14 protein-coding genes are annotated in these 20609 nt (G+C 45.0%); 5 read left to right on the forward strand and 9 right to left on the reverse strand.

The features are described 5' to 3' along the window. Positions 1-84: 84 nt before the first annotated feature. Positions 85-1872, reverse strand: coding sequence for a trans-sulfuration enzyme family protein (locus FX988_RS09725; RefSeq protein ID WP_160179524.1), 1788 nt, complete (start codon positions 1870-1872; stop codon positions 85-87). Between the two features lie 271 nt (positions 1873-2143). Between FX988_RS09725 and FX988_RS09730 the strand changes: the two genes are divergently transcribed. Then, complete coding sequence (locus tag FX988_RS09730; protein ID WP_160179526.1) at positions 2144-3121, forward strand: GGDEF domain-containing protein; 978 nt, start codon at positions 2144-2146, stop codon at positions 3119-3121. Positions 3122-3225: 104 nt separating this feature from the next. Further along, entirely contained in the window at positions 3226-3606 is a 381-nt protein-coding gene (locus tag FX988_RS09735; RefSeq protein WP_160179527.1) for a DUF2750 domain-containing protein, read from the forward strand. Positions 3607-3608: 2 nt separating this feature from the next. Here the strand turns inward: FX988_RS09735 and FX988_RS09740 are convergent, their stop codons facing one another. The 3 genes from FX988_RS09740 to FX988_RS09750 all read right to left on the reverse strand — a co-directional run bounded on the left by FX988_RS09740 (position 3609) and on the right by FX988_RS09750 (position 7152). Beyond that, a complete protein-coding gene (locus tag FX988_RS09740) occupies positions 3609-4274 on the reverse strand; it encodes a UPF0149 family protein (protein WP_160179529.1) in 666 nt (221 codons plus the stop codon). Between the two features lie 150 nt (positions 4275-4424). Then, positions 4425-5456: an alpha/beta fold hydrolase gene (locus tag FX988_RS09745; RefSeq protein ID WP_160179531.1), complete on the reverse strand. Its 1032-nt coding sequence runs from the start codon at positions 5454-5456 to the stop codon at positions 4425-4427. A 106-nt stretch (positions 5457-5562) separates the two neighbouring features. Continuing rightward, on the reverse strand, positions 5563-7152 hold the full coding sequence (locus tag FX988_RS09750; protein WP_201751647.1) for a cation:proton antiporter family protein: 1590 nt from the start codon (positions 7150-7152) through the stop codon (positions 5563-5565). A gap of 383 nt (positions 7153-7535) precedes the next feature. Here FX988_RS09750 and FX988_RS09755 point away from each other — a divergent pair, with 383 nt between their 5' ends. Beyond that, the gene (locus FX988_RS09755) at positions 7536-7706 is read left to right on the forward strand and encodes a DUF3545 family protein (RefSeq protein WP_007987496.1); all 171 of its coding nucleotides are present in this window, start codon (positions 7536-7538) and stop codon (positions 7704-7706) included. Positions 7707-7777: 71 nt separating this feature from the next. Here the strand turns inward: FX988_RS09755 and FX988_RS09760 are convergent, their stop codons facing one another. Both FX988_RS09760 and FX988_RS09765 read right to left on the reverse strand, forming a co-directional pair. Continuing rightward, positions 7778-9343 (reverse strand): SulP family inorganic anion transporter, encoded by a 1566-nt coding sequence (locus FX988_RS09760; protein WP_160179535.1) that lies wholly within the window; start codon positions 9341-9343, stop codon positions 7778-7780. A gap of 178 nt (positions 9344-9521) precedes the next feature. Next, the gene (locus FX988_RS09765) at positions 9522-10142 is read right to left on the reverse strand and encodes an FKBP-type peptidyl-prolyl cis-trans isomerase (RefSeq protein WP_160179537.1); all 621 of its coding nucleotides are present in this window, start codon (positions 10140-10142) and stop codon (positions 9522-9524) included. 304 nt (positions 10143-10446) lie between these two features. On the opposite strand from FX988_RS09765, the gene ppc reads away from it, so the two are divergent. Then, positions 10447-13065 carry a phosphoenolpyruvate carboxylase gene (gene ppc / locus FX988_RS09770; protein WP_160179539.1) on the forward strand — a complete coding sequence of 873 codons (2619 nt, stop codon included), beginning with the start codon at positions 10447-10449 and terminating at the stop codon, positions 13063-13065. A gap of 171 nt (positions 13066-13236) precedes the next feature. Then, a complete protein-coding gene (locus FX988_RS09775; RefSeq protein ID WP_160179541.1) occupies positions 13237-13866 on the forward strand; it encodes a YigZ family protein in 630 nt (209 codons plus the stop codon). Positions 13867-13893: 27 nt separating this feature from the next. On the opposite strand, the gene FX988_RS09780 is transcribed toward FX988_RS09775, so the two are convergent. The 3 genes from FX988_RS09780 to fusA form a co-directional block, all read right to left on the reverse strand. Continuing rightward, positions 13894-15819, reverse strand: coding sequence for a methyl-accepting chemotaxis protein (locus FX988_RS09780; protein ID WP_201751648.1), 1926 nt, complete (start codon positions 15817-15819; stop codon positions 13894-13896). A 1425-nt stretch (positions 15820-17244) separates the two neighbouring features. Beyond that, the gene (gene tuf / locus FX988_RS09785; protein WP_013752621.1) at positions 17245-18429 is read right to left on the reverse strand and encodes an elongation factor Tu; all 1185 of its coding nucleotides are present in this window, start codon (positions 18427-18429) and stop codon (positions 17245-17247) included. A 63-nt stretch (positions 18430-18492) separates the two neighbouring features. Next, the gene (fusA, locus tag FX988_RS09790) at positions 18493-20598 is read right to left on the reverse strand and encodes an elongation factor G (protein WP_160179542.1); all 2106 of its coding nucleotides are present in this window, start codon (positions 20596-20598) and stop codon (positions 18493-18495) included. Positions 20599-20609: the final 11 nt, after the last annotated feature.

Below are 20609 nucleotides of genomic sequence, written 5' to 3' on the forward strand. Positions count from 1 at the left end.
GTTAACAGCCGCTCAGTATAGGTAAAGAATGGGTAGATTTCAGCTCAGTTTCCGCAAAGTCTCGTGCATCTCCCCCTAAAGGAATCAGTCAATCCACTGTTGCATGTTTCCCAGTGAGGCCAGTTGCTGTTTCATCACGCGCGTCGCCACGTCTTGGTACAGACTGTCTACCTGATCAGGGGACATAAACTGCTCACTAAAGCCTGGATACACAGGGTCAATGTGTAATCGCGCGCTGTTGATCAAATGACCGATTAATGCTTTCACGTTATCTGTGCCCATAGCGACTCGCATGGTGGTCAGATAAATTCCACCTTTTTGTTGCGTATCCGCATCTAGCTCCGAATGAGACGTCAGCGCAGGACACAAAATAATCGTGTTGCTTTGACCAATACTGACTTGATGGCTAAATGCAGGTTCGAGGGCATCGAAAAAGCGCACGAAGGTATCTCGGTCAATATCCGCTCGCTGCATATCCATAGTAAAAAGCGGACAACACCAACCATTGCGCATTTGACTAGCACGTAGCTCACTATTCGCGTGGCCCTCAACCGCATGGCAATTAACGTTCAAGTCTGGGTGTGAAGCCATAAAATGACTGAAAACAGAGGTGTTGATTACTTTTTGCAGCATGCGCATCTCTAGGGTTTTCATGCCATTTAATACATCGAACGCTTTTTCAGAATCTAAAAATGCGCCTTTTATGTAATACACGTCCCAAAACATGGTTTTTGACCAGTGATAACCATTCACGCTATCCCCCTTTGCTTGAAACATGCGATATCCCTGCCCTATCACCACCCCAGCCGTTGTTGCCCCGCTACCGCATATATCCTTAGTGTAGCTGTGAACAACATAGTCAGGGCGCTCTTGTTCATCTTCTCTTTGCAATGGTTGGTGTAAAACAGGGGTGGCAAGGGTTGAGTCAAGCATCACTAAGTGCCCCTCGCTGTGACTGACTTTACTAATACCCGCGATATCCAGTACATAGCCATGAGGGTTACAGGGAGATTCAAGATAAACATGCAAAGACTGCCTCGCTAAGCGCTCGCCATGCTTGCTTTTCACCTCAGCTAAAAATGCCGTAAACTCTGCCCTTGAGTATCCATCGAACCATTCCAATTGAATATCGAGTCTATTCTCACGGGCAAAATAATCATGCAGTAATTGGTAAACGCCACCATACACATTACGCGATACGATCAGCACATCGCCATGGCTTAATACATTTGATAGCAAAGCGTCAATGGCGGCCATGCCTGAATTAAAGTTCCACGCTAAATAATCTTGCGCGTACGGGCCAGCTTCTAAATCAACTATGGCATTCGCCAAGGAAATATTAGTTGGGTTAAGTAAACGTGAATAGATTTGGTGTGTAGACTCTTTTCCTTGAAAGGCATCATCAACCCACTCAGTGCAGGCGTATACATAAGTCGCGGTGCGCACCACCACAGGCGTCGCAGAAAAAAGTGCGGTGACATTATCAAATAAGGGGTAATGATGTTTCGCTAACCCAGCGCCTACTTGATTGCTCATGCTCTGATAGGTGGCTCTGAATGGGTTTTGCAACGTATCGAGGATTTTGGCGATTTGGAAAGAGAGGAATTTTTTAGCATTGAAATATGCCACTTTATCCTGGTGCTTTAGTCCTGCTAATGTGTCGTTTGTGACCTTCCACAGCTGATTAACATCAGCCTGAGCATGATACAAATGCCGGGACATCTGAAATAGCGCTTGTCCATATTCACTTTGTATATCGATACCAAAATGGCTTAGCTGTTCTTGGCTTAGTTCATCGATACTGGTCGCGGTGGTGCTATTACGTTTCGGTGAAAGGAATTTCGCATTTTCGATCAAGTGGTTATTTTGCATGGCAAAGTCGTATCCTTATTTAATGATATAAAACAAAGATAAACCAAATATAAAAAGATAATAACTAAACATTACCAAATTATATTTTGACTGAGTGTTATTTTTGGAACGAAAACGTTACTAATTGGTAAATCGCCCGAATTAGCTTTTTTCCCAATAGTAAAAAAAATGCCATATTAGGTCTTCTAACACTGGCATTACCATCGAAGCTCATTAGTATAGAGATATAGCGCTAAAACAGTTTAATCGTTTATAAGGAAGTTAGAGCGTGATGAAATACCAGAAACGCTCCTCAGAAGAACAGATAGTGATGTCCATCAGTGCCGCCGGTGCACTGTGTATTCTGCCCTTTTTGATTATTCGGATTTATAATCAAGATTGGCACATAGCCCTATTAAATTTCAGCACCATTGCAATTACCAGCGGGTTATTCGCTTATGTCTATTTGACAAAACGTACCTTATTGGCCCGCTGGTTGTTGTCAATCACCTGCATGTTCATTGCTTCAGGCACAATTTGGCTGAAAGGTCCTGACCAAATCGTTTGGACCTACCCAGCGATCATCTGTCTATTCTTTATTCTTCCCCCCAACATCGCCGCATTGTTAAGTGCTTTCACCGTAACCTTGATTGGTTGTCTGTTGTTTTCAGACATCAGCCTGTTGGATAACGTACGCTTTTATTTCTCTAGCTTAATTACCTTTATATTTAGCTATGCGTTTGCAGATCGCATGCTGTACCAGCAGGCGCAATTGATGATTCTATCCTACAAAGATCCTTTAACGGGCGTAGGAAACCGCAGAGCAATGGAAGAGCAATTAATTTCCACTGTGCAATTACAGCGCCAGCGCCCCTCGCACCGTAAAGCCAGCCTATTACTGATTGATTTAGATGAATTCAAAAAGATTAACACCCAACAAGGCCATGCCTGCGGTGATAACATTTTGGCTCAAACCGCAGCCTTGATAGAGCACCTATTGTCATCTGATCAGCACCTTTTTCGCTTTGGCGGAGAAGAATTTGTGGTATTGGCGAATAACGATTTGGAACAGACAATTAACCTTGCAGAAAATATTCGCGAAACCATAAACGATTTTCAATTTGAAAAAGGCATACACCTCACCGTATCAATAGGTTTAGCCGAATATCAATTTGATGAAACCAGTTTTGAATGGTTAGGCCGAGCAGACACCGCTATGCATCAAGCAAAAGCGGCAGGACGAGACTTATGTTGTTTGGCAGCTTCGTAAGCAATTGCGAGCCTTACTGGTTTTGAAGCTCCCGTTGAAAGCCATTGGTATAGAACTCACCTTCAGTTAAGATCAGCCATTATTATGTATAAAAGGTATCTCTTATGAGTCTTAGTCAAGATAGCATCGACAGAATTGAACGTTACACCCCAGAAGAGCGCCTGCGCTATTTAGTAAAAGAAGTGGTTAGTCACAAACAAATCTGGATCCTCACAGATCAAGATGGCTGCGTTATGCTTAACAGCGAAGACGAAGACTGTGCACCTGTATGGCCGAATCAAGAATTTGCTCAATTGTGGGCAACGGGTGAGTGGCAAGACTGTGAACCGAAAGCAATTCCTCTTGAAAAGTGGTACGCGAGCTGGACACAAGGGCTAGAAGAGGATGATGTTTTTATTGCCGTATTTCCGAATCAAGATGAAGAAGGTTTAATTATCTCCCCTCAGGAACTCGATTATGAATTAAAGCAACAAGCGAAAAAATAAGCTTATTTACTGGGCTGACTAAAGGTTTCAAACTGATTTGGCAAGTACTCCACTAACTTGCCCGACAACCCGACATAGGTTTTCAGGGCAGGCTGTAAAGACAAAAACACAGTGGGGAGTAATAATACAAATTGCTCTTCATTTTGACGCTTTTTGGCTTGCTCATAGGCTAACGGCAAATCCGCAAACGTACTTAGCATGGTTAAACAATGGGTCAAATCTTTAGCCGCTGCTTGCATAGCATCCGGGCTCTTTTTCTGCATTTTTTGCCAAGCGTTATTCCACACAGTTTCAAGCCGGCTATGTCCTGCTAGTACACCACTGCACCATCTCGATAGCGCCAAGTCACCGCTTTGCACACATTGTGCATTTTCCGGCAATACATATGCGCTATCTAACGTCACCTGCTCGTCGCGCATTAAACGTAACTGATGTTGTAGCAAGCTCATAAGCAAATCCGTAAGCTTATCCGCGGTCTGGGTATCTGGCACCTGCCCGTGCTGGCGAAAAATCCATGGTAACCACACTTCAGGCATGGGTATTTCGGGGGCTGAGGCCACCGCAAAAACTAATCCTTTTAAATAATCCACAGAAAACAAAGCATGAGATAACGCTTCGCTTTGGCAAAGTGACTTGAGTTCTTGTTCTCTGATAAAAGGAATGCCCATAAATACAGTGCCACTTGATTCGTTAATTAGATTATCCTGATTTAATCAACACCGCGCAACGCCCCACTTTGAGTGGGACTAAATATCATGGCTGCGCCTTCAATTTACTATCCCCCGCGCTGTATTAAATTAGCACAGCCTAGAAGAGCTTTATTGTAGTGCTTGCGTTAACACCGCTTTAAAACGCTCAAAGTCTTCAACTTGTGGTAAATGCCCTAGACCAGATAATTGGTATAGTTTGCCGTCTTGTAACGTGTGCACCACGCGTTCTCCAAGCTTATCAAAACGGCCTAGTTCATACGTATTTCCAGCTTTTTGCCAATTTCGCCCTGGGGCGGTCCGGTCTCGAGTGCCCAAAATTAACCGTGTGGGCACTTTTATATGACTAAACTCGTCAATGACTGGCTGGGTAAAGATCATGTCATAGGTTAGCGCGTTTACTTGGGCAATAGTGTCTTTGTCAGGTCCTTGTACTTGACCAATCATAAAGTAGGTTAGTTCTGCATACCTTTGACTCCATTGACCGGCATAGTAATTTTTCTGTTGATACGCCTGAATTGATTTGGCGGTTTTCTTTAATTCTTGCTGATAAAAGAAGTCCACATCCTTATATTGGCTGTAGAGTAAATAGTTCTCTAACCCAATAGGATTAACCAACAACAGTTTTGAAGTACTTTCTGGGTAAAGTAGTGCGAAGCGACTGGCTAACATGCCGCCCATAGAGTGCCCTAATATGATGCTTTCTTTAATATCCAGCGAGGACATCAATGCTTTAGTATGGCTGGCCAGTGCCGCAAACGAGTATTGATACTCAGTGGGCTTAGCTGATTTACCAAAACCTATCTGGTCAGGGATCAACACACCATAGCCTTGCTGATGCAAATATCTTGCAGTTTGTTGCCAATAGGCACCATTAAAGTTCTTGCCATGAAGCAATACCACTACGGGTTTAGTGCCCGTGCTTGGTAAATACATATAGGCCATATCGAGCGACTGCCCTTGAGATTCGACGGTGAAATGTTCAACGTCAAAAGGATAGGTAATCTCGCTTAACGTGGCATCGTATTTCAAAGAGGCAATATCCGCCCCTTTCACAACGCTAGATTCTGCTGCCCCAAGGTCACTGGATACAGCTGACACTGATATACTCACTAGTGCAACGAAAAGCCCTAACAATCTCATTCTACCACCTTAAATCATGTATGTTTTACGAGTAATAAAAAACGAATGCTAGCACAGGCGAGTACCCATGCCGCTCATGAATAGGTAAAAGAGTGTGTATCAGACGTTAAGCGTTCACTTGATATTTCCCCTCTGCACTTAACATCCGCAGGCTTTCTTCTGCCAAGCCAGCTCCTGCTTCGGTGAACATGTTAAACACATAATCTGTCCCCGTTGACATCAGCTTTTCTACTTCATCGTCATAACGAGCGATAGCAGCTATTTTCCCTTGGTACTGAGCAACACGTAGTTGTTGCGTGATATGGGCAATATCATCAACAGACGGTAATGCCAGCAAAATAAGTTGAATATCTGTGGTATCAACATTCTCCCACATGTCGGCATCTTCCCCATCGCCGACAATCACTTTTAATCCATCTTCTTGCAGTTTACGCACCCGTTGCGGGTCAGCATCTACGCCGCACAGTTCATCACCTAGAGAGGGGAGCAACGCTCCAAAGGCACCTCTCCCAACCCGCCCCATACCGATTAGCAGAACGCTTGCGCCGTCGGGTTGCTGATATATGTCTTCTTTCAATCGCACATTACTTTCATATTGGCGTAAGGACTCTTTCAGTTTTAAATACTGACTATGTGCTGTTTTATAGCGCAGACTGGTGAACACAAAAGAAAACGATACCGCCAGCGCGACAATGACCAACCATTGGGCACTAAGCCAGCCTGAGCTTACCGCCAAGGCAGCGACGATTAACCCAAATTCACTGAAGTTACTTAGTACCAACCCTGACAAATAGGCCGTACGAGCGCGTAATTTGAATTGCACAAACGTGGCAAAAAATAGCAAAAACTTTAGTGGTACTAACACACAAAGCAGTAGCGCTATCATTACCATTTCCATGTCCGGCAAGGCGATTAATCCGATAGATAAGAAAAAGCCCACCAAGAATAAGTCTTTAAAACTCAAGAGTGATTTATTCAATTCTGCGGCTTTTGCATGAGGAGCGATTAGCATACCTAAAATGAGCGCGCCTAAATCCCCTTTAACACCAACAAGATCAAAGACGTAATAGCCCCCTAATGCGAACAAAAAACCAGTTAGCGGTAACAATTCACCATGGCCGGCGCTGTTGATAATTCGATAGAGTATGGGGCGAGCGAACCACAAGGCAAATAAAGCAAACGCCCACAGGGTTGGGGTTTTTCCTGCAGCGATGACTAAAAACAATACCGCGAAGATATCCTGCATAACCAACACACCTATGGCTATTTTGCCATGGCGGGTTTTCATTTCTCCGCTTTCTTCGAGAATTTTCACCACGCAAACCGTACTGGAAAAACTCAACGCAAACGCCAGCAGCGCTGCCTGCTGTAATGTCATTCCTGCAAAATACGATAAACCGAGATACGTTAAACCATAAATGACGCCTGTAACCAGTAATACCCAAATCAGCATGTGCTGGGCGCTAGCGACCCACACTTCAGGTTTAAGTAAATCCCGTACATTGAGCTTTAAACCTATGGTAAACAACATTAAGGTGATACCAAGATCGGCAAGTGCTTGCAGGTTGTCAGAATTTTCAAAACCGAAATAGTTTAGCGAAAAGCCTGCCCCAAGAAAGCCAATCAGCGGCGGTAGCCCCAACTGCTTCATACTTAAGCCGCCCACAAAGGCGAATAAAAGCCACATTATTTCCATATACGATACTACGATTGCTGTACTTTGCCCGTAGCATGGCAACTTTGAATGATTAATCAAGAGGCAAATTTAACGCGCGAAACAGAAATTGCGCTTGAGAAAAGCAAAATGAACCTTATATGTACAAAAAATAATCAACCACTAAAATTAGAACTCATCTTTTTATGATGAAATAATATACAAAACTAAGCTACACCCCTATTGATTGCTCACTTTAGCGCCTTTCTCTGTCAAAAAAACTTCACCAAACGTTAATATAAAGTTAAAAAATGTATTCTATTTTAGTCCTGCCTATGGTAAATATTATTTGAGATTTTCATTTAATCACTAATGGAAAGCTCAACGATTTCAATGCTATACAATAAGTAATAATGGAGATCTCAATGGATACATCTGAATTATTAACTGTAATTGATACCGAATCCCGCCCAACTAAAACGAAAACAACAAAAAGAAAGTGGAGAGAGATTGAAGCCATTCACGATCGCTACAAATTGCGACAAGAATTGCGAGAGCTTGGAATGACCCAAGCCGATGAATTAGAGATGTTTTAAACACTTATGAAAAAACCGCTGAAGACACTTCAGCGGTTTTTTCGTTTTACACTCGAAATCTACTGTCTAGACTAACCCAGTTTGTCCGTCGCAATTTTATAGCGCGGGTCTTCATTCAGATTCATTTCAACATACCCCTGAGCCTTATTCATTAAAGCTCGGCATTCTGCTGATATATGTCTGATATGTAATTTCTTACCCTGTTGCTGATATTTATCGGCTAACGAATCAATCGCATCAACACCTGATGAGTCCCACACGCGGGACTCATTAAAATCAATGACCACATCTTGCGGATCATTTTGTGGGTCGAACAAATCTTTAAAATAAGAAACCGAACCAAAAAACAGCGGCCCTTGCAGCTCGTATACTTTCCAGCCATCATTATCAGTGTGGGTCTTAGCTGAGATGTGTTTAGCGTGTTTCCAAGCAAACACTAATGCCGACACTATAACCCCAACGACCACAGCAATGGCCAAATCAGCGATAACGGTTACCGCAGTGACGAGAAACAATACAAATGCATCTTCTTTATTCACACCGCGAATAATACGGAATGAGGCCCACTCAAAGGTGCCAATAACAACGATAAACATCACACCAACCAAGGCAGCCAAGGGGATCATTTCAATTAACGGTGCTGCAAACAAGATAAAGCCAAGCAGTACCACTGCCGCTGTAATACCAGACAAACGCCCACGGCCACCAGAGTTAATATTGATCATACTTTGACCAATCATGGCGCAGCCGCCCATGCCACCAAATACACCGTTTACCGTGTTGGCGACGCCTTGTCCTACGCACTCACGATTACCACTACCACGGGTATCGGTCATTTCATCAATAAGAGACAAGGTTAATAGAGATTCAATTAGACCAACTAAAGCCAGAATGACTGAGGTAGGCAGAATGATATATAGAGTTTGAAGGTTGAATGGCACCATAGGAATAGCAAAGGTCGGTAACTCACCAGCAAGGGTCGCACTGGCTTTTTGCTCTGCAGGCAGCATGTCGCGAACAAAATCGATAACCGTGCGAGCTTCTAAATCTAAGCCATGTACTAAAAGCGTCACGGTGACAATCGCCACTAGTGAGGCTGGCACTGCTTTCGTCAATTTAGGCAGTAAGAAGATAATCGCCATCGTCAGCCCTACAAGGCCCAGCATATAATACAATGCACTACCCTGCATCCATTCTAGCTCGCCTAAGCTATTGGTTATTTTGAACTGTCCTAGCTGAGCAAGGAAAATAACGATCGCTAACCCGTTCACAAAACCGAGCATAACGGGATACGGTACCAAACGAATGAATTTTCCTAGCTTGAATACCCCTGCTAGAATTTGCAGTAAGCCTGCCAACAACACTGCAGCAAATAAATATTGCACACCGTGCTGTGCAACCAACGCCACCATAACAACAGCCATAGCGCCGGTGGCACCAGAAATCATACCGGGACGCCCGCCTATTGCAGACGTTATCAAGCCCATCATAAAGGCCGCATACAAACCAACCATCGGCTCCACACCCGCTACGAACGCAAACGCGACCGCTTCAGGTACAAGTGCTAACGCAACTGTAATCCCGGATAGCACATCGTTTTTGACATTGCTGCCACGATCGCCAGTTATATCAATCATTCACTTTCCTCAATTATCAAAGAACACTGCTAAATATTCGATTATTTTACCAGCAAAAAGCCGTCAGGTGTTTTAACAGTTTGTTAAACACGCAAATTTTCATGCCATTTTGACTGGCTGGTGATAATTAGGCATAAAAAAAGCCGGTGAACCGGCTTTTACATGCTCGAACCTAGCGTTATGCGATGATATCAAGTAACTCGACATCGAAAACAAGCGTACTAAATGGTGCGATGGCACCGCCAGCACCTTGTTCGCCATAGGCAAGATCATGTGGAACAAATAAACGTAACTTAGCACCAACTTGCATAAGCTGAAGAGCTTCGGTCCAACCTTTAATGACTCCACCAACAGGGAATTCAGCAGGCTGACCACGATCATAAGAGCTGTCAAAAACAGTTCCGTCTAGTAACGTGCCGTGATAATGAACACGCACAGTAGACGCAGCAGTCGGTGTTTCACCCTCACCCGCGTTAATCACTTCGTACTGTAAACCACTTTCCGTTACCGTCACTTCGTCACGCTTAGCGTTGTCCGACAAGAAAGCTTCGCCAGCCTCTTGCGCTTCAGCGAACTGCGCATTCTTAGCCGCTTGCATGCGTTGATGAATTTCATTAAATGCTTCACGTAGCGCATCGTTAGTGACTTGTGCCGGCTGCAAATTAAAGGCATCTGCGAGGCCTTCTTGAACCGCTGAGATATCCAAGCCGTCGAAAGGATTTGAACGAAGTTGTTCACCCATTTGCAGACCAATACCGTAGCTGGCTTGTAACTCAATCGTTGAAAATTTATCTGACACAATGACTCCTAGAAATTTGAATAACAGCGTAAAATCACACTGCTTCATAAAAATTGGTCGACAGGGTATCACAAAGCGCACGCTGATTTAAAAAAGCCTCGATGCTATGTTTTATTCGTAATCAATAGTGAAAGCTTTCAGATGAAAATACATCTACCACTGCCGCTAACTTTAAGGTAAAAGTATGCATCTTGTTGCTAAGTTACCACTTTTGGTTTTTAGACAATTCACCATTTTAACAGTATGGTAACGGGCTGTTTTTAGCATTAATCATTAAACTTCTATAATTCCAGCGGAGGCACCAGTGCCAAAAATTCTAGACTCACAACTCAAAGAAACCGTACGTAACCTAGGTTCAACGTTAGGGGACATGATCAGAGCCCAATTAGGGGATGAGTGGCTGCAGCGAATAGAAGCCATCAGATTAGACGGTCGTGAATCATACAAAGGTGACACAGACTGTACAGACAAGCTGAAAGCCCTTTTCAGTGAACTCGAAGACGAGCAACTGCTTGTTGTTGGCCGTGCATTTTCCCAATTTTTAAACTTAGCTAACATTGCAGAGCAAGAGTTCAATAGTGCCAATCACGATCAAGACTCCATTCAAGAATTGTTCAATCATTTGGACAAAGACAATGTATCTGCTGAAACTTTCGAAAAAGCAGTTAATCAACTTAGCATCGAGTTGGTATTGACGGCTCACCCTACCGAAGTGACACGTCGTACCTTGATCCATAAACACAGTGAGTTAGCTCAGTGTTTACGTCAAATACACCAGACTAGCTTAACTGACATCGAACGAGATAAAATACGCACCCGTATCTCTGACTTAGTCGCGCAAGCTTGGCACACTGAAGAAATCCGTACTGTACGCCCGACACCAGTTGATGAAGCGCGTTGGGGCTTCTCAGTGATCGAAAACTCATTATGGGAAGCGGTACCTGACTTTGTACGTGAGTTAAGCACCAAATTCGAAGCGAAATATGACCTTGCCCTACCACTCGATGCTGCGCCAGTAAAATTAAGCTCTTGGATGGGTGGGGACAGAGACGGCAACCCGTTTGTTACGTCAAAAGTCACCCAGCAAGTATTACTATTAGCCCGCAAGCGAGCAGCTAAACTTTTCGCACAAGACGTAGACATGCTCCAAGTCGAACTGTCGATGAGCGATTGTGATGACACCATTCGCGCTAAGGTCGGAGACGAACTTGAACCGTATCGCGCATTGCTACGTCCACTTTTGAATAAACTCACTAACACTAAAAACGGTATTGCTGAGTTTCTTAACGGTGAAGCCGTTGATGACAACGAGTGGATAAGCACCAAAGACGAATTACTTACGCCCTTGATGCTGTGCTACAACTCGTTGCAAGCGTGTGGCATGAGCGTCATCGCCGATGGCCGTTTATTAGACACCATTCGCCGAGTGCATTGTTTTGGTGTGCATCTGCTTAAGTTAGATATTCGCCAAGACTCTGAACGTCATGCAGATGTATTCAGCGAGCTAACGCGCCACTTAGGTATGGGTGACTATACCAATTGGAGTGAAGAAGACAAACAAGCTTTCTTACTGAAAGAGCTAAGCTCGAAGCGCCCATTGTTTCCGTCAAAATGGCAGCCATCTGCTGACGTACAAGAGGTGATTGATACCTGTAAAGTGGTCGCGCAACACAGCGAAGAAGGGTTTGGTATTTATATCATCTCCATGGCAAGTTTGCCCTCAGACGTGCTTAGCGTACATTTGTTATTGCGTGAATTTGGCGTGACTTGGCCAATGCCTGTAGCGCCATTGTTCGAAACGCTAGACGACTTGAACGCCGCTTCAAGCGTAATTGATGCCTTAATGAATATCGATTGGTATCGTGGATATATTCAGGGTCACCAATACGTGATGATCGGTTATTCCGATTCAGCGAAAGACGCTGGCGCCATGGCGGCTGGTTGGGCTCAATACGAATCTCAGGAAGCCCTGGTAGCTATTGCCGAGAAATTCGGTGTTGAATTAACCTTGTTCCATGGTCGAGGCGGCACGATTGGTCGTGGTGGCTTGCCTGCTCATGCTGCGATCCTATCTCAGCCTCCAGGGTCGCTATCAGGTGGTTTCCGCGTAACAGAACAAGGTGAAACCATTCGCTATAAATTCGGTATGCCGCAGCTTGCCCAGCGCAGCCTTTCTTTGTATGCCAGCGCAATTTTAGAAGCGTTAATTTCTCCGCCGCCAGCACCAAAGCAAGAATGGCGAGACTTGATCACTGAAGTAGCAGCTAATGCCCGTGATAACTATCGAAACACGGTACGACACGATGAGAGCTTTGTACCGTATTTTAGGGTTGCTACCCCTGAGCAAGAGTTAGGTAAACTGCCACTTGGTAGCCGCCCAGCTAAACGTAAGCCCAGTGGCGGTATTGAAAGTTTACGTGCTATTCCATGGATTTTTGCTTGGGCGCAAACACGCTTAGTCTTGCCTTCATGGTTAGGTGCAATGAAGGCAGTACAAACGGCTATCGATGCCGGTCATCGTCCTCTTATCGACGACATGCTGGCAAATTGGCCTTTCTTCCATTCGCGCTTCTCTATGTTAGACATGGTGTTTGGCAAAGCAGATCCGCGTATCAGTGCTGAATATGACAAACGTTTGGTGCCAGAGGAGTTGCGTCATTTAGGTGATGCGCTGCGTGAGGAACTGAATATGAGCATGAGCTTGTTGCTGGATGTATTACAGCAAAAAGAAGTGATGGAATCCGATCCGAAAGGCAATGAGTCCATGAATATTCGTGCGGGTTACTTACAACCCCTTCACTTCTTACAAATAGAATTGCTGGAGCGTATCCGAGCCAAAGGTGATGAAGCCGACCCGACCCTTGAACGTGCCATGATGGTTACCATTGCAGGCATCGCCGTGGGTATGAGGAATACAGGGTAGTACTCTACCGGGTAGCGTCTACGGGGTAGTACTCTACCGGGTAGCGTCTACTCACTAGATTAAAGCTCGTTTGTTCAAAAATAAAACTGTCTCAGGTAAACACTTGAGACAGTTTTTTGCCTTTTACGTATAATTCACGTTAATTCACTTTTTCGCCAACCGATAGAGTTTATGCCCATTACTCCTCCGTATTTAATTCCTAGTGCCACCGTTACCTTTGAAGAGGAAATAAAACGCAGCCGCTTTATAACCTGTCTTGCACATACATCTGGTGTTAAAGAAGCCAAAGGCTTTGTTCAGCAAATGAAAGACGCTCACCCGCAAGCACGTCATCACTGCTGGGGGTTTGTTGCAGGCGCGCCAAATGATTCTATGCAGTTGGGCTTTAGTGATGACGGCGAGCCAAGCGGAACCGCAGGCAAACCCATTCTCGCCCAGCTACAGGGCAGCAATATTGGCGAAATTTGTGCCGTAGTAGTGCGCTACTCTGGCGGCATCAAGCTGGGAACAGGAGGATTAGTTAAAGCTTACGGAGGTGGCGTTAAACAAGCTCTGCCCCTTGTGAGGACTAAAACTCGCGTTGCCATGGTCAATATCAGCCTTGAATACATTTATGCCTTACAGGGCGTTATAGACGATTTAACCCGCGAGTTTGCTCTTAAGGTAGAAACGTCTGACTTTGGTGAGAAAGCCAAAATAACCGCCTCAATTGAAGCGATTCACCTAGCTTCTTTATTACATAAGGCAAGTTTGTACGATGCAGATAAATTAACCGTTCAACGTGTCCGCCAAAGCGACTAGCTTTACCGATCGCTTTGGGGAAAAACATTATCTTTTGTCTTTATTAAACTGATGAGTCAGCGCATCAAGTTGTTGCGCAAGCGCGTTCAGCCCACCGGACTCATCGGCCATCTGAGCAATTTTGTGCATGTTCTCTTGAGAACGACTTCGAATATCTTGCATATTGCGATTAATCAATTCAATACTGACAGACTGTTCTTCTGTTGCTGCGGCCACTGAACGATTCGCGTGAGTAATATCGTTGAAGTGAGCGCTATTAGCCTCAAGCACTTGATGTGCTGTGCCAATAGAACTCGCTGTGATTTGCGACTGCTCAATGATAGATGAGATTTCTTTGGTTGCGGATGCTGAGGTTACCTTGAGCTCCTGCATGATTGCCTGTACTTCATGTGTTGAATCCGCAGTACGCTTAGCTAACGTGCGAACCTCGTCAGCAACAACAGCAAACCCCCTGCCTTGCTCACCAGCTCTGGCCGCTTCAATAGCCGCATTAAGTGCTAACAGATTCGTTTGGTCTGAAATTGCCTGAATATTTTCCAGTACGTTGGCAATGGTATCTGTGTTGTTGCTAAGCGAGCGAATGACCTCTGCCACATCATTGATTTTACTCACCAAGCCATTAATATCTTGCTGAGTGTTGGTAATCACCTGAGATATTTGCTCTCCCTCTGAATTGATTTGCACAGCGACCAAGGTCGCTGACTCCGCGCTTTTCGCCACTTCGCTGACAGCACTGCTTACTTGGCTCAAATTCATAGAGATATCTTGGGTATGCTCATCGCTATGTTGCGCACTTTCTAGGGTTTCTCCCGCTTTATTTTGCAATGAACGCGCTACGTCCTTGAGTGCCACACTATTTTGCACCACCTCAGTAAAGGTTTGGTCTAATTGACTGACAAATTGATTGTAACCTTTAGCCACATCTGCCACTTCCTTTTGACCGTGCTCTGGCAACCGATAAGTAAGATCAGCATTGCCAGAACCTAAGCGCATAAACACTTGAGCCAAACGACTTATAGGTTGAGTAATACTAGTAGCAACAAACCAAGCTGCAAGACAGGCCATAACGGCGATCAACAAAGCCCAAAGTGTAATGTGCCAAGTAGCACTGTGTAACGAAGCGAATATTTCATCATAGGGTACTTGGGCTACAACAAACCAGTTCATGCTCGGTATAAAACTCGAGGCCACGATAAAGTCGGTATCGTTTTTATTAATAACGGCTAAGTTAAAGTCGTTTTCATTTAGTAAATTAGTAACGTTATTTACACCATAAAGGCTTGCTATATCCGCTTGGTTAATTAAGCCTGCATCTGTGTGTAAGCGCACATTCCCCTGACCATCCACCAAATATACAAATCCAGATTGCTCTAACTGAAAACTTGCCAGCAAATCCACCACGTCCTTGAACGACTTTGCCGTTCCTGACAGTCCTCGTCCATTGCGTTGCTGATAGTTAACAAACAGATCCGTTTTACCTGTATTTGGATCTCTATAAACGCTAACCATAGTGGGTTGCTTACTTTGGGTATAATCAAAAAACCAACCATCGGCTGCATCGTCTTTTAAGGTTCTCAAAAAGCCATCTTGATTCCAGTAGCGATTAGTTTGCTTATCAGCAAAAGAAGCAGCACTTAGGCCGTGTTTGCTAACGGCATTTTTTAACACTTGAATAAGTGTTTTCTCCCCTTGCGCAGACTGGCCTTGCGCATTCCATTGCAAAATAAATGCATCTGTAGCGATTTGCGTGGCAATAAGCTGCATGGCAACAATTTTACTATCGATTTCATTAGCGATACGCTTAACAACGTTGGGTAACTCGGTACTTAACACGCGCGATTCAACGGCGTTTCTCGCTGTCATCATGCTTATGCCACCGACGAACACGGCGGTTAATAACACAAAGAGAGTAAGTGTGAGCATTATTTTTTGTTTAATAGATAACTGTTTCATTAGTGTTCTTAAGAGAGTGAGAAGATTAAGCAAAGCTATTTTTGTATCGGCAAGAGAGCCAAATGCATGACATCATTCTACATTATCGGGCTAAATTAATCGGCAAGTAAACTAGCCGAAGACTAAACCCCGAATACCACTGGTAGTTTAAAAGCTCGTCGGCTATACACCGTTAAGAATCACACTGGCCTAGCAGCTGGCCCTATCACCATCATTGGGTTCGACACCTACACTCAACCTTCTTACAGAGATAAAAATGGGTGAAACCGGAATCTTTCTGGTGCACCGCACCAGCCGGTTGAACGAGCGACAGGGACGTCGGGCTGGCCACATCACCATGGACGGGTTAGACCGCGTTTTGTACACAGCTACATATAGCTGCATCACTTTAAAAGCTGGCTGACGCACTAGGGATGGGTGAAACCGGAGTCTTTCTGGTGCACCGCACCAGCCGGTTGAACGACTGGCAAGGATGCCAGGCTGGACTGCATCACCATGGACGGGTTAGACCGCGTTTTGTACACAGCTACATATAGCTGCATCACTTTAAAAGCTGGCTGACGCACCAGAGATGGGTGAAACCAGAGTCTTTCTGGTGCACCGCACCAGCCGGTTGAACGACTGGCAAGGGTGAAGTCAGTTTATCTAGGCGCACTGCGCCGCCTGACTGAACGGGCACACAGGGATGTGTGCACTGGACCCAACTACCATGGACGGGTTAGACGGCGTTTTGTACACAGCTACATATAGCTGCAGCACTTTAAAAGCTGGCCACAGCACCAGGGATGGGTGAAACCGGAGTCTTTCTGGTGCACCGCACCAGCCGGTTGAACGACCGACAGGGACGTCGGGCTGGCCACATCACCATGGACGGGTTGTACCTCTAAACCCAACTTTCTTACAGACACAAAAAAGGGTGAAACCGGAATCCTTCTGGTGCACTGCACCAGCCGGTTGAACGACTGGCAAAGATGCCAGGCTGGCTGACGCACCAGGGATGGGTACACCCTAAACATTTAACTTTCTTACAGGCACAAAAAAGGGTGAAACCGGAGGCTTTCTGGCGCACTGCGCCAGCCGGTTGAACGACTGGCAAGGATGCCAGGCTGGGCCACAGCACCAAGGAAGGGTTCAACCTTTACTTTTAACTATCTTACAGGCATAAAAAAAGGCCACCGAAGTGACCTTTATTTCAAATCAATTTGCTAGCTATTAAGCAATGATTTTTGCAACAACGCCTGCACCTACTGTGCGGCCACGTTACTCCGGGCGTCCTGCCCTACGCCCTACAGGCCATGCTTCGCATGTTCAAAATCGTTCCCGACGATTTTGTCACGGAATAATCCGCTTGGAGCCACACAATACGTGCAAGCACAAAAAAGGCTGCATTTAGCAGCCTTTCCTTTCAAATCAATTTGCTAGCTATTAAGCAATGATTTTTGCAACAACGCCTGCACCTACTGTGCGGCCACCTTCGCGGATTGCGAAGCGTAAACCTTCGTCCATCGCGATAGGAGCAATCAATTCAACTACGAATTTCAAGTTGTCACCAGGCATTACCATTTCTACGCCTTCAGGAAGCTCTACAGCACCTGTTACGTCAGTTGTACGGAAGTAGAACTGTGGACGGTAGCCTTTGAAGAACGGAGTATGACGGCCGCCTTCGTCTTTGCTTAGTACGTATACTTCAGCTTCGAATTGAGTGTGTGGGTTGATTGAACCAGGCTTAGCTAGTACTTGACCACGCTCAACATCTTCACGCTTAGTACCACGAAGCAATGCACCGATGTTCTCACCAGCACGACCTTCGTCAAGCAATTTACGGAACATTTCAACACCAGTTACCGTTGAAGTCGTTGTATCTTTCATACCAACGATTTCTACTGCATCACCTGTGTTTACGATACCACGCTCAACACGACCTGTTACAACCGTACCACGACCTGAAATTGAGAATACATCTTCAATTGGAAGTAGGAAAGGCTTGTCGATGTCACGCTCTGGCTCTGGGATGTAGCTATCAAGTGCTTCTGCAAGCTCAATGATTTTTGCTTCCCACTTCTCGTCGCCTTCTAGGGCTTTAAGTGCTGAACCTTGGATAACTGGCAAGTCGTCGCCAGGGAATTCGTATTCTGAAAGCAATTCACGTACTTCCATCTCTACCAATTCTAACAATTCTTCGTCGTCAACCATGTCACATTTGTTCATGAAAACAACCATGAAAGGTACACCAACTTGGCGACCTAGCAAGATGTGCTCACGCGTTTGTGGCATAGGACCATCGGTCGCTGCTACTACTAGAATTGCGCCATCCATTTGAGCAGCACCCGTGATCATGTTTTTTACATAATCGGCGTGTCCAGGACAGTCAACGTGTGCGTAGTGACGAGTAGGAGTATCGTATTCAACGTGAGACGTTGAAATAGTGATACCACGCTCGCGCTCTTCAGGAGCGTTATCGATTTGATCGAATGCAGATGCAGCACCGCCGTATACTTTTGCAAGTACAGTAGTGATTGCAGCTGTTAGAGTGGTTTTACCGTGGTCAACGTGGCCGATTGTACCGACGTTTACATGCGGTTTAGTACGTTCAAACTTTGCTTTTGCCATTTTACAAATTTCCTAAGTTAAAAACCCGGCCCTACTCATGTAGTAAACCGGACCAGACCTTTATTAAGATTGACGAGCGTCAATAATGGCTTTCGCAACATTATTAGGCGCTTCTGAATAATTAAAAAATTCCATTGAATATGATGCACGACCCTGCGTTGCTGAACGCAAGTCTGTAGAATAACCAAACATTTCAGATAGTGGTACCTTGGCAAAAACAATTTTAATGCCGGCAACGCCATCTTCCATACCTTCAATTACACCACGTCGGCGATTTAAATCACCAACCACATCACCCATCCAGTCTTCCGGAGTGGTAACTTCAACTTTCATTGTGGGTTCAAGCAATACAGGTTTTGCCTCAGCAGCGCCCTTTCTAAAACCCATTGAACCAGCGATTTTAAACGCCATTTCAGAAGAGTCAACATCATGATAAGAACCATCGAATAAGGTAACTTTTACGTCAAGTACCGGATAACCCGCTAGCACACCATTTTGCATCTGTTCATGGATACCTTTATCAACTGATGGGATAAATTCTTTTGGAATTACACCACCAACAATATTGTTGATAAATTCGTACCCAGCCCCTTCTTCATTAGGCTCGATTGTAAGCCAAACATGTCCGAATTGACCACGGCCACCTGATTGACGAACAAACTTACCTTCTACGTCGACTTTACCGCGAATAGTCTCACGATAAGCAACCTGAGGTTTACCTACATTGCACTCGACACTGAACTCGCGTCTCATGCGATCTACAATGATATCAAGATGAAGTTCACCCATCCCAGATATAATTGTTTGTCCTGACTCTTCGTCAGTTTTAACTTTAAATGATGGATCTTCCGCTGCCAACTTACCTAGTGCCAATGCCATTTTCTCTTGGTCGGCTTGAGAGCGAGGCTCTACTGCAATGGAAATAACAGGCTCTGGGAAGTCCATCCGTTCGAGTGTAATGATATGATTCGGATCACACAAGGTATCTCCGGTTGTCACATCTTTCAGACCAATCGCTGCTGCGATATCGCCCGCTCGAACTTCTTTCAGTTCCTCTCGGTCCTTAGCGTGCATCTGCACGATACGACCAAAGCGTTCACGCTTCGCTTTGACTGGGTTATAAACGCTGTCACCCGTGTTAACCACACCTGAATAACAACGGAAAAAAGTCAAAGTCCCTACGAAAGGGTCGGTTGCGATTTTAAATGCAAGTGCAGAAAAAGGTGCGTCATCATCCGCAGGACGTGAAGCTTCAGTTTCCTCATTGTCATCTAGAACACCTGTGATTGCAGGAACATCTATAGGAGCAGGTAAAAATTCAATTACCGCATCTAAAACGGCTTGTACACCTTTATTCTTGAACGCTGAACCACAGGTTGCGAGCACTATTTCATTATTAATAGTACGCTGACGCAATGCTGTCTTGATTTCTTCTTCGGTTAGCTCTTCGCCTTCCAAATACTTATCCATCAATTCATCATTGGCCTCTGCAGCCGCTTCAACAAGTTCAGTACGTAGCTCGTCCGCTCGGTCTTGCAAATCAGCTGGGATAGCTTCGTAGGTAAACGTCATGCCTTGATCAGATTCATCCCAATTAATGGCTTTCATCTTGATGAGGTCTATGACACCTTTGAAGTTCTCTTCTGAACCGATATTGAGGTGAATAGGAACACAGTTAGCGCCGAGTCGTTTGCGAATTTGCCCAACCACTCGTTCAAAATCTGCTCCCGCTCTGTCCATCTTGTTAACAAACACCACCCGAGGGACTTGGTATTTGTCAGCTTGACGCCAGACGGTTTCTGATTGGGGTTCTACACCAGAAGAACCACAAAATACGACAACGGCACCATCAAGAACACGCAAAGAACGTTCAACTTCGATGGTGAAGTCAACGTGTCCTGGCGTGTCAATGATGTTAATGCGGTGTTGGTCGTATTGCTTATCCATACCTGCCCAAAAGCAGGTCGTAGCCGCCGAAGTAATGGTAATACCGCGTTCTTGCTCTTGTTCCATCCAGTCCATGGTGGCAGCACCATCATGAACTTCACCGATTTTGTGAGACAAACCAGTGTAGAACAAAACACGCTCAGTCGTCGTGGTTTTACCCGCGTCGACGTGAGCAACGATACCAATATTTCGGTAGCGATTGATAGGCGTTTTACGAGCCATAGCTTTCTCTT

It is taken from the genome of Paraglaciecola mesophila (assembly GCF_009906955.1).
GTDB classification, from domain to species: domain Bacteria; phylum Pseudomonadota; class Gammaproteobacteria; order Enterobacterales; family Alteromonadaceae; genus Paraglaciecola; species Paraglaciecola mesophila_A.